Here is an 11,019-nt window from a genome sequence, read left to right on the forward strand (position 1 = left end):
GTTTCTGCGGTTTTCATCAGGAGTGAACGTGAGAATGTCCGGGCAGTTATCAAGGGTTGGCCTTGCAGGCGCTTTTCTAGGGATCGCCCTCGGGCTCAGTCCTGTGGTCGATGCGCAGGACGATGGGCCGCAGGCCAGTGCCGAGATCCGGCGCACCCGTTTCGGCGTGCCGCATATCCGGGCTCAGGACGAACGCGGGCTGGGTTATGGCATCGGCTATGCCTACGCCCAGGACAACCTGTGCCTGCTGGCCAATGAGATCGTCACGGTCAATGCCCAGCGCTCGCGTTATTTCGGGCCCGAGCAGGTCACGGTCGAACAGCGGGAGAACCGCGTCAGCGACCTGTTCTTCAGCTGGCTCAACACACCACAAGCGGTCTCCGGTTTCTGGCAGGCCCAAACGCCTCAAGTGCAGCAATTGGTCGAAGGCTATGCGGCGGGCTACAACCGCGCGTTGGCCGAGCGCAAGGCCAAGGGCCTGCCCGAGCAGTGCGCCAGCGAGTGGGTGCGGCCTATCACTGCGCTGGACCTGGTCAAGTTGACCCGGCGGTTGTTGGTGGAGGGCGGCGTCGGTCAGTTCGCCGAAGCCCTGGCAGGTGCGCAACCGCCCCAGGCGACGGCACTCGCCGCCACGCCGGTCGCGAGTTTCGCTGCGGCTGCGACCCGGCAGCAGCGTTTTGCCCTGGAGCGTGGCAGCAATGCGCTGGCTGTCGGCAGTGAGCGCTCGTTCAACGGTCGCGGAATGTTGCTGGCGAACCCGCATTTTCCGTGGGTCGGCGGCATGCGTTTCTACCAGATGCACCTGACCATTCCCGGCAAGCTGGACGTCATGGGCGCGGCGCTGCCAGGCCTGCCGATGATCAACATCGGTTTCAGCCAGCACCTGGCCTGGACCCACACCGTCGACAGTTCCAAACATTTCACCCTGTACCGCCTGCAACTCGACCCGAAGGACCCGACACGTTACCTGCTCGATGGCAAATCCGTGCCGATGTCCCAGCAAACGGTCAAGGTGGACATCCAGCAGCCCGACGGCCAGGTGCAGACGGTTTCCCGCGTGGTCTATGGCTCACAATTCGGCCCAATCGTGCAATGGCCCGGCCGGCTAGACTGGGACAACCGGTTCGCCTATAGCCTGCGGGACGCGAACCTGGAAAACGATCGGGTGCTGGCCCAGTGGTACGCGATGAACAAAGCGGTCACGCTCAAGGATTTGCAGACCGCCGTCCATAAGATCCAGGGCATTCCCTGGGTCAATACCCTGGCGGTGGACGACCAGGGGCAAAGCCTCTACATGAATGTGTCGGTGGTGCCGAACGTCGATGCCGACAAACTGGCCCGGTGCAGCGATCCCAGGGCCGGGTTGCAGATGATCGTGCTGGATGGTTCCCGCAGCGAATGTGCCTGGAGCAACGATGCCACAGCGGTGCAGAAGGGCATTTACGCTGCCGATAAGCTGCCACAACTGTTGCGCCGCGATTTTGTGCAGAACTCCAACGATTCGGCCTGGATGGTCAACCCGGCGCAACCCTTGTCCGGTTATTCCCCGTTGATCAGCCAGCACGGCCAGCCGCTAGGGCTGCGCGCGCGTTTTGCGCTGGAGCGGATGGGCCAGTTGGCCAAGGCCGGGCCGGTGAAGGTGGAGGATTTGCAACACATGGTCATGGATGATCAGGTGTACCTGGCTGACCAGGTGATGCCGGACCTGCTCGGCGTTTGCGCGGGTGAGCTGGGACTCGACGCTTCGGCATTGGCAGAGGCCTGCGCCAGCCTCAAGGCCTGGGATCGCAAGGCCGGCCTGGATAGCGGCCTGGGGTTCGTGCATTTCCAGCAGATCATGGAACGGCTGCAGGGGCTGCCTGATTCATGGCGCGTTGCGTTCGATCCCAAGGACCCGCAACACACCCCGCGCGGCCTGGCGATTGAGCGGCCGCCTGTGCTCAAGGCCGTGCGCGAAGCCATGTTGGCTTCGGTGGAGGCGGTGAAGGCTGCCGGGTTGTCGCAGGACAGCCGATGGCAAGACGTCCAGGTGGCCAGCAGTGGCGCCCGACAGACATCGATCCACGGCGGCCCCGGGGAGTTGGGCATCTATAACGCGATCCAGAGCGTGCCGGGGGCGAACGGCAAGCGAGAGGTGGTCAGCGGTACCAGCTACCTGCAAGTAGTGACGTTTGACGGCAAAGGTCCGCAAGCCCAGGGGTTGTTGGCGTTCTCCCTCTCCAGCGACCCGTCGTCGCCTTATTCGGCCGACCAGACCCAGGCGTTTTCGCAGAAGCAGTGGAGTGTGCTGCCCTTCACCGAGCAGCAGATCAAGGCTGATCCGCAGTATCAGGCCGTGATTATTCGTGAGCGGGATGAGGCGGGCAGGGTGGCGACGCAATAACCGCTGTTGTACCTGAGGCGTTCGGCAAACCCGTGGCGAGGGAGCTTGCTCCCGCTTGAGCGCGAAGCGCTCATAAAATGGGTCTGCTGCGCAGCCCAGCGGGAGCTAGCTCCCTCGCCACAGGTTCGTCATTCCCTTTAAGTGAACAGAATTTCTTTCCCAAAGGGGCCTTTTCAGTTATTGGGCTGGCCGTTGCCCAATGGAATTGAGCACCGGGTTGCCATCCTTGTTCTGGGTCAAGTAGACCGGCAGGACTTTCGGCAACGAAGCCACAAGGTTCTGCACTTCGCTGATGTTGTAGACACCGCCGACACGCAGGCCACCGGTGCTGTTGTCAGCCAGCATGACGGGACGGTCGAGGTAGCGGTTGATCAGCGGCAGCGCGTCGCTCAGAGCGAGGTTGTCCAACACCAGCTTGCCGTTGCGCCACGCCAGCGAGCTGTCGTTGGGATCGGTCTCGCGGACTTGCGGCTGGTGGTCGCCCGCCTTGTAGCTCGCTTGCATGCCTGGCGAAAGTTGCAGGCTGTTATGGGTGAGCGCCTTGTTGCTGGTGACCCTGACCGAACCTTCCACCAGCGTGACCCGTACCTGGTCCTGGTACATCCAGACGTTGAACCGAGTGCCGGTCACGCGCACCTGGCCTTGGCCGGCGCGTACGACGAATGGGTGTTGTCGGTCATGGCTGACATCAAAAAATGCCTCGCCCTTTTCCAACGTCACCCGACGCTCGTTCTTGTAATTGGCAAAGGTCAGTTCACTGCCCAGGTTGAGTTCTACCTGGCTGCCGTCGCTCAAGGTCACATGGCGCACGTTCGTGCCCGCTTCGAATCGTTGGTAGGAATTGGCGATCCAGTCCAGGTTCCAACCGGTGTAGGCGGCCAGGGGCAGGCCCACCACGAGCACCACGGCGGCGACAGCCAACCGGCTCCAGCGCGACCCTGACCTGGGTCTGGACGCTGGAATGACAGGTGCTGACTCGACGCGCGGCAAATGATCCGCGACCTCCCAGATTTCCCGCATGGCGTCGTATTCGAACGCATGCAGGGGATTGGCATCAAGCCACTGCTTGAACGCCTGCCGTTCGGCGTCGGTGCAGTCGCCGGCATGCAAGCGCATGCACCAATGGGCGGCGGCATCGGTAATGGCGTCGTATTCGGCGTCCGAGAGGGTATGTTCGGTCATTGATTCGTCCTGGTTTGCCGCATTCTAACCTTCGATGACCGCTGTCGAGAACAGCGGTGATGGCGTTTGCGCAGCAACGCACCTATTTTTCCCGCGTCCACGTCCGAGCGACCTGTCGTAGCGTCGCACAGCTGTCGTGAAAAAAAGATCAACCGGATACGCTCGGGAGGAACTGACGCCCTAATACCGTGACCAGTAACGTGAGGGAATCGGCGTTGCGGAGTATGACGTCGATGCGCTTGTCGGGCGAAGTCGGGTTGAGAAACGCATCCCGTGCCTGGTCCATGGTTCGGGCTCCGGTTATTTTCAGGATTTCCTTGCGAAGGTCCTGTGCCTGGGGAATGTGTTCGAGCCCCTTGTAGGTGTTATCCGTGCTGTCCCTCTGGGTGAACAGCTGCGACTTGGGGGTAGTGAGCGAGAGCCCATGGCGTTGCAAATGCTCTAGCTTCGCGTGCTGCGATTTCCCTTGGTGCGTGACGGTTGAGATCAGATCCAGAAATGGCAATGGCGAGTCCAGATAGGCGAAATCGAGGGTGTCGTATAGTTGATGGGATAACTCATGGATAAACGTCGCAGCTTGGGCATGCGCGTCGACGTTGAAAGAGTCTGGCACGACAGATTTATACCAATCCAATCCAAAATCGAAAAAGAATTGGGTCAGATAAATTCGCCTGGCGGCTGACGGTTGAAAGACGAAGGCGGTCGCACGATCTTCCAGGTGCTTGAGTTGACCCACGGTGATGCGGTGGCCATTCTGTTGCTCCCATAGCGGATCGGCCAATGCTGTGCATATCGGGGAAATGGCGGCCTCGATCTTGGCGATCAAGCTGCTGTCTACGACGCTGACACCGAAAAAATGCCTGAGGAAGATGTCCAGTTGGGAGCCCCGTACAGCGCTTTGTCTGGTTTTGAATTGATCGAGGTTTTGCAAGGTATTGAATGAATAGTGCCTTGCCGTCTCCAGTGCTTGAACGATCATATTGGCGCGCTCGGGGTATTTCCTGCGAATTTCGGTCATGCCCCGAGCTTCGATGTTCAACGATCCTCTGGCCTTCAAGTCGCTATAACTGACGGCTATCTTCGAGCCCGCCCCGCCAAAGCGAATAGTTTGATGTTGGGGATCGAACTCCCAAGTACGACTGTCGGACACACGCCTGAGCAATGGCCCCTCGTTGTGACCGCGAACGATGCGCCAGGCCTCTTTGTCCTTTGCAACCTGATAGACCTTTCCGCCAACGGGTACATAGAGCCTGCCATTCCCCGCAGCTTTATAGGTGTCGTCCCTCAGGTGCGTCAGGTTGGCAAGACTGACGTCCGTGGCCTCGAAAACCTGCAGGTCGGTGCGGATCGCCGCGGTGCTCGAAATCTTTTTCCAATCGGACGCGGGAGCGGCAATAGCAGTGGGTGCGGTCGGTTCGATCGGATCGAGAAGGCCAAAGGTATCGTCGCGGTTCAAAAAACCAAGTGAAACCATCTCCGCGGCGCCGGCGATGAAGTTGTGCAGGCCCGCTTTCCAATCACCGTCCTGCAAGGCTTCGCTGGAATCCTTGAAGTCCTGGTAGCTTTCCCAAAGCGTCTGGATGAACTTCAGTTTGGACGGCAATTGCTTTCCGACGAATTGAGCCCCTGCATCCAGCACATGTACAACGGTTCCCCAGTCAAAATGATGTTCTTTACGGGTCCGTGAGCTCAGCATGCCTGTCAGAAGACTTGCGTTATCGTCGTAAAAGCTGTCGAGCACACTGGTCGTGATGGGGTTGGAGGCCAGGGTGATTTCCGATGATTTTCCGAGGGTGGAAGCGAACAGGTTCCTGAAGGTGGCCTGCTGGTTTTCGGGAAGCCGGCGAATCAACAGGTCCTGAAGGGTACCGGGTGTATTGAACGCAGCGACCATACTCGCTTCGTCCTTGAACTCCATCAGCTCATGGCCGTCGTGGTAGGGCGAGTAGAGGATGTGAGGGGTTGCTGCGTCAGTGCTGGAATTGATGACGTAGAGTCCCAAGGCTTTTACCGCCGCGGCAGCATCGGTCTTGATCAGTTCCAACGGGCGGATGATCGCCGTGGCATTCTTGACGGTTTGGCGGGCAATGGCGTCCGGCATGTCCAGCACTTGGTGGATCAAGTCAAAGGCTGTTGCGGACAGTTCTTGTTGCAGATGTCGTGTGTGCGCGTAGTGCAACAATTGCCACGGCAATTGCCGGCGGAAATGCTGCTTTCGGAGTTGCACAGCTTCCAGTGGGCCGGATAGCGCTTGCGTCAGCTGTTGTTTATAGGTGGTGGTGATCTCCAGCGTAGATAACATTTGCCTCACGGCCATTTCGTCCAGACCGTCCGGTAAAGGCTGCGTGGATGTTGACGAAACCTTGAAGGGGTTGTCGGTGACATCGGCATGGCACAAGGCAAAGTCCGTCAAGGCCCTGGCGGGACCTACGATCGCCAAGGCAGGCGTGATCTGAATGGTTTCTGGATTCAAGCTGTTTTTTGCAAAGCGCTTATTCAGTATTGCCTGCAGTTTCTTTTGCACAAACGTACGCAAAGACTCGATTCCGTCCAAGTAATCCTTGCCATCGAACACACTGTTCTTACATTGCTCTATCAGCTCGACATGCAGACGTTGCTCCTCAAGTGCGGCCGTGCCGAGCCAGGCCGGGAGTTTAAGTCGCAGCCTGTCGGACTGGGCAATTCGCGCGGCGCGTTCAAGGTTGCTGGGCGCGCCCTTCGTGACCAACGCCTCAAGGCTTTTCGTCAATGCCGTTCCAGTGAGCTGCCAGCTACCCGTCTTCAGGGTGGTCAGATAACCGTGTTCGGCTTCGTAGTATTTGATGAATGAATTCACTCGGTCCAGGAGCACGTTGTCCTCGATAAGCTCAAAACCCTGGAGTTGATAACGCGCATGAGGCTTGCGTTGCGCGGGGGGGAGATTGGCGAGTAAACCAAAGCGTTTCCGGGCGTCGAGTAGGTATTTATTCATTTGTCGGGTGGCGACCTCGGCCGAGGGATAAACCTGCAAGCCGCCAGCCGGGGTCCACAGGATACCCATGCCGGAAAGGGGGGTATCCAGGCCGCCGCGTTCAGTCAGGAAAAAACAGTTGGCGACGGGAAGCTGAACCGTCTGGCCATCTTCGCTACACGTCAGGTTCAGCGAATAGACATCCGGCCGAAAACCCCTGACGCCTATCCGTTGAGAGCGATCCGGGTAATCCGAGTTGTGAGCAAAGACTGTTTCGATCAATTCATGTGCAACGGATGGAAGTGTTCCCTCAAGCGCTCTAAGCTCGGCCTCCGTGCGTATGCCCAGGGAGAAGACATGGGTCAGGTTACCCTGCAGTTCTCGCGCTCTGTTGAGTAACGAAGTGCTGCGGCCTGAGCGCGATGATTGAGTGAAGAGGTCATCGAACGTTTTTGCGATATCGAAACAGGTCCGGGCTTTTCTTCGTAACTGATCGGCTCTGAAGTTTGATGGGCGAAGATTTCCATAAAAGGCCGGCTGACTGCCCCAATGCCCGGCGGTGGGCTGGTTCAATAGGTTTTTATCGACGAAAGCACGTACATCCAAGGCCTTATCCACGAGCGCATGGATGTCAACATCGACCTGGCGCGACATTTCCAACGCGTAGTGAAGATTTTTCTTCTGTTTATCGATGATTGCATTGGCCAGGGAGTCAGCAATCGGCAATTCCAAGGGTTTCCCCGATAGGTTCGGTTCGTCATAGCGCAGGAAACGATTGCTTTCTTCCAAGTCAAGGAGGCGATAAACAGCCTCCTTTGCCGCGATACGTGTGGGCTCGTTCAACAGCATCTCTTTAAACGCCAGATAGCTGGCAACTTTCCGGAGACCCTGGGTGGGCGTATACAGATAGTGAGCCTTGCCGCTGATCATCAAGGAGCCTGCAAGCTCCACGTAGTTCGGCTCATATTCCCAAAGACGAATGGCTTCGATAGAGAGAGGTGTCTGATTCTCGGAAGAGGGTTTGAACATCCGAATCAGTTCGTTGTATTGCGTCTGCGTCAGTTGTCCTTTTTCTCGTTCGATCAGAAGACTTGCCCATAGCCTGCTTCGAATGACTTGGGAAAGTAGTTTTCGTCGTGACATATAGAAAGACGTCGACATGTCCTCCCAAAAGGAGTCGATGTAGGTGGTGAGCGCGGGAATCAGTTTTACGGCAATATCGGTAATTACGCTTTGCCACTGGTTCACGGTATAAGGCGAGCTAGCTGTGCCGGGATACGTTATATAAATATAGTGCCCGGGCGGCCAACCCTGATGGTGAAAATAGGTCAGGATCGCATCTATGAGCGGCATGCTCTCGGTAACCCCGATATCCTCGGCACCTCCCGAGCGAACACCCTTGCCCAAAGCGACCCGGGCCTGTCTGTAATCGAAGGTTGGCAGTTTCTCGTTTAAGATCCGCTCAAGCATCGACCTTAACGAAGGCAACTTGATCAGCTCCTTCACCATGGACGCCGCGTTGAGGTTTTGGGCGTACTCGATGGATGCCAGTTGGGACTTGAAAATATCGCCGTGGATGACTTGCCTGGTCTGCGTAATATCGGTGGTGCTATTGAGTTCCCCGCGCTGGGAAATGGAGAGCAGGCTAAACAAGTCGTCGCGTTGCCCACTGTCTTGCCGCATCTGATCAATCTCGGTTTCGAGAGATGAGCGGTTGTCGAACTTTTTGATGCCTCCCGTCGGTGTATAGAGGAACGCTGGCTGGTTATCGGCGTCGCGGTTGTCTGGCGAGGCGCTGAGGACAAAGCAGCCGGCCAACGCAATGGGCGATTTTTTCTCGGCTTGCAACAGGATCGTGTCGGCAAACATGGGGGGCGTTTTCGCCGTTCGTTGCGCGTGGCTGGGCAGCGAGGCATGGCGTAACCAATCGAGATCGGCCTGCTTCAATCCATGGCCGGCGGTCAGTTGATCTACGCGATCTGTAGCTAATATTTCGGGGAACAAGAGAGGGGCGAATTTAGCGGTCATTGTCGTTTCTCGATTAAAGGCACCGCTTGACGGTGCGAAGTGGAGAAGCGGCAGGTTATGCAGCGGTGGATAGGCAACGGTGGTACATAGTTACCGCACCCAGGGTGGCATGAGCTGCCAGGCTGAGCAGGGAAACGCTGGTGACGATTGACAGTGGACGTCTTGACCGGTGTTTAATCACCCGGCGGGTCCTTTACGCTGTTGCTACCTCCAACAATCATTCCGGAGCTTCAGATGTCTGCGCCATCCGATCATGCCGCTTCTTGCACCTTGTCTTTCGATGCTCTGGTGAGTTTGCTGGAGAAGATTTTCCTGCGTCATGGCACCTCGGCCGAAGTCGCCCGGTGCCTGGCCGAAAACTGCGCCGGGGCCGAGCGCGACGGTGCCCACAGCCACGGGGTGTTCCGTCTTCCCGGGTATGTCTCGACGTTGAATAGCGGTTGGGTCAACGGCAAGGCTGTGCCAGTGGTAGAGGATGTCGCGTCAGGATTCGTCGCGGTGGATGCAGGCAACGGCTTTGCCCAGCCAGCCCTGGCCGCCGCGCGCCCGTTGCTGGTGGCCAAGGCCCGCAGTGCCGGGATCGCCGTCCTGGCCATTCGCAACTCCCATCACTTCGCGGCGCTCTGGCCGGACGTCGAGCCGTTTGCCTACGAGGGGCTGGTAGCGTTGAGCGTGGTCAACAGCATGACGTGTGTGGTGCCCCATGGCGCAGACCGTCCATTGTTCGGTACCAACCCCATTGCCTTCGCCGCGCCACGGGCCGACGGTGAACCGATCGTCTTTGACCTCGCCACCAGCGCCATCGCCCACGGCGATGTGCAGATCGCCGCACGCAAGGGCGAGTTGTTGCCGCCGGGCATGGGGGTGGACAGCCTCGGCCAGCCGACCCGCGACCCGAAGGCGATTCTCGAAGGCGGAGCGTTGCTGCCGTTTGGCGGACACAAGGGCTCGGCATTGTCGATGATGGTCGAGCTGCTGGCGGCCGCGCTGACGGGAGGCAACTTTTCTTTCGAGTTCGACTGGAGCAATCATCCGGGCGCCAAGACGCCGTGGACCGGCCAACTGTTGATCGTGATCGATCCCAGCAAGACCGCCGGGCAAGACTTCGCCGAGCGCAGCCGGGAACTGGTCAGGCAGATGCATGGCGTCGGGCTGCGGCGGTTGCCGGGAGACCGTCGTCATCGCGAGCGCAGCAAGAGCAATGAGCAGGGGATTACCCTGGATGAACAGACCTTGGCGCAGTTGCGGGAATTGGCGGGCATTTGAACCACCGACGGTGGCAGCCACCGTGGTTGCCACCGGCTTTTATCACGGCCTCGTTCGAGTGCCTTGCCGTGACACGTTGCACCAAGCCTTTTACTATGGCGGCTTCTTTTCTCTGGAATTGCCTGGATGAGTAAGCCCGGCCAAACGGTGCTGGTTGCGCTGCGCAAGATGATCGCTTCGGGCGAGCTGGCCGCTGGCGAGCGCTTGATGGAAATCCCCACGGCCGAGTTGTTCGGTGTTTCGCGCATGCCAGTGCGCATGGCCTTCCGCACCCTGGAGCAGGAAGGATTGCTGGTGCGTTTTGGCGGGCGCGGTTTCCAGGTGCGTTCGGTCAGCGCCGAGCAAATTGCTGGGGCAGTGGAGGTGCGTGGCGTGCTGGAAGGCCTGGCGGCACGGCAGGCAGCCGAGCATGGTTTGTCCGAAGAGGCCCGCGCGACACTCGAGCAATGCCTGGTGCAGGGTGATGAACTGTTCGCCAAGGGGTATGTGACCGAGGACGACCTGGAGGTCTATCACGACCTCAACATGCGCTTTCACCAGGTGATCGTCGAAGGCAGCCACAACCCGGCGATCGCCGACGCGTTGGCGCGCAACGATCATCTGCCATTCGCTTCAGTCACCGCCCTGGCGGTGGATCGCCAGAACATGGCCGGCGAATTTCGTCGCTTCAACTATGCCCACATGCAACACCATTCGGTGTTCGATGCACTGATCAATCGCCAGAGCGGCCGTGCCGAGGCGATCATGCGCGAGCATGCCAATGCGACCCTACGCTACGCCGAGGTGTTCGGCTCGACACTGGCTGACGAGCGGATGAAGGTGATCCTGCGTTCGGAGTGACCGCCTCGGCGGCTGGTGATTGCAACATTCGTATCCACTCCAAATCCGCTGTGGGAGCGAGCAAGCTCGGCTCCCACAGGATCGGCAGTGGACATCGATCTTATCAATGACCAAAACCTGTGTGGGAGCGAGCCTGCTCGCGAAGGCGGAGGGTCAGCTTGCGGTGATGTTGGATACCCACAAGGTATTGGGAATCGCACGGTCCTGTGGCGAGGGAGCTTGCCCCCGCCCGGCGGCGCAGCGACCGCAAGAAAGAAACGAGCGGCGCCACCCCCCCGCCGCTGCACACCCCTCCCCCCCACAACCATCCCCCCCCCCCACTGCCCCAACTCGTCCCCTTCCACAACTCATACCGGCCCCCCCCACCCCA

5 protein-coding genes are annotated in these 11,019 nt (G+C 59.0%); 3 read left to right on the forward strand and 2 right to left on the reverse strand.

The window, feature by feature from the left end; all coding sequences use genetic code 11:
- Positions 1 to 34 precede the first annotated feature (34 nt).
- Complete coding sequence (locus tag J3361_RS19330) at positions 35 to 2,383, forward strand: acylase (protein WP_207965923.1); 2,349 nt, start codon at positions 35 to 37, stop codon at positions 2,381 to 2,383.
- A 177-nt stretch (positions 2,384 to 2,560) separates the two neighbouring features.
- Here the strand turns inward: J3361_RS19330 and J3361_RS19335 are convergent, their stop codons facing one another.
- Complete coding sequence (locus J3361_RS19335) at positions 2,561 to 3,565, reverse strand: FecR family protein (RefSeq protein WP_207965924.1); 1,005 nt, start codon at positions 3,563 to 3,565, stop codon at positions 2,561 to 2,563.
- 148 nt (positions 3,566 to 3,713) lie between these two features.
- On the reverse strand, positions 3,714 to 8,543 hold the full coding sequence (locus J3361_RS19340) for a DUF6543 domain-containing protein (protein ID WP_207965925.1): 4,830 nt from the start codon (positions 8,541 to 8,543) through the stop codon (positions 3,714 to 3,716).
- Positions 8,544 to 8,777: 234 nt separating this feature from the next.
- Here J3361_RS19340 and J3361_RS19345 point away from each other — a divergent pair, with 234 nt between their 5' ends.
- Entirely contained in the window at positions 8,778 to 9,809 is a 1,032-nt protein-coding gene (locus J3361_RS19345) for an Ldh family oxidoreductase (RefSeq protein ID WP_207965926.1), read from the forward strand.
- A gap of 126 nt (positions 9,810 to 9,935) precedes the next feature.
- Positions 9,936 to 10,649: a GntR family transcriptional regulator gene (locus tag J3361_RS19350; protein ID WP_207965927.1), complete on the forward strand. Its 714-nt coding sequence runs from the start codon at positions 9,936 to 9,938 to the stop codon at positions 10,647 to 10,649.
- Positions 10,650 to 11,019: the final 370 nt, after the last annotated feature.

It is taken from the genome of Pseudomonas sp. OA65 (assembly GCF_017498305.1).
Taxonomy (GTDB): domain Bacteria; phylum Pseudomonadota; class Gammaproteobacteria; order Pseudomonadales; family Pseudomonadaceae; genus Aquipseudomonas; species Aquipseudomonas zanjanensis.

Bases quoted from the DNA above. Each gene is read 5' to 3' on its own strand.
- J3361_RS19330 (WP_207965923.1), top strand. From the start codon at position 35: ATGTCCGGGCAGTTATCAAGGGTTGGCCTTGCAGGCGCTTTTCTAGGG.
- J3361_RS19335 (WP_207965924.1), bottom strand. From the start codon at position 3,565: ATGACCGAACATACCCTCTCGGACGCCGAATACGACGCCATTACCGAT.
- J3361_RS19340 (WP_207965925.1), bottom strand. From the start codon at position 8,543: ATGACCGCTAAATTCGCCCCTCTCTTGTTCCCCGAAATATTAGCTACA.
- J3361_RS19345 (WP_207965926.1), top strand. From the start codon at position 8,778: ATGTCTGCGCCATCCGATCATGCCGCTTCTTGCACCTTGTCTTTCGAT.
- J3361_RS19350 (WP_207965927.1), top strand. From the start codon at position 9,936: ATGAGTAAGCCCGGCCAAACGGTGCTGGTTGCGCTGCGCAAGATGATC.